This is a genomic window from Psychrobacter coccoides (assembly GCF_017498085.1).
Classification (GTDB): domain Bacteria; phylum Pseudomonadota; class Gammaproteobacteria; order Pseudomonadales; family Moraxellaceae; genus Psychrobacter; species Psychrobacter coccoides.
The window spans coordinates 1-282 of the sequence record NZ_JAGBKM010000066.1 but is presented as its reverse complement, the minus strand read 5'-3'; the positions used below and the strand labels follow the sequence as shown (position 1 = coordinate 282).

Sequence of the window (282 nt, the reverse complement as noted above, 5' to 3'; positions counted from 1 at the left end):
CAATAACACTGTCTTCTGACACTGGCGCATCATTTACGGCAGCGACCGTAATCGTAGCAGTTTGAGTGATCACGCCACCTTGACCGTCATCAATGGTATAAGTGAAGCTGTCTTCGCCATTAAAGTCCGCATTTGGTGTGTAGCTATAGCTGCCGTCTGCATTGACGGTGACTGTACCATTGGCAGCATTGTCTTTTAATGCATAAGTTAATTCGTCACCATCGGCATCAGTAGCCGCTTCTAATTGACCTGTCGCTACAGTGTCTTCGGTGGCTTCGATGA

1 protein-coding gene is annotated in these 282 nt (G+C 47.5%); it reads right to left on the bottom strand.

The genetic code is table 11. The annotated features are described in order from the left end of the window. On the bottom strand, positions 1 to 282 hold a 282-nt coding region (locus J3492_RS13090; RefSeq protein WP_207992434.1), incomplete at both ends, for a cadherin-like domain-containing protein.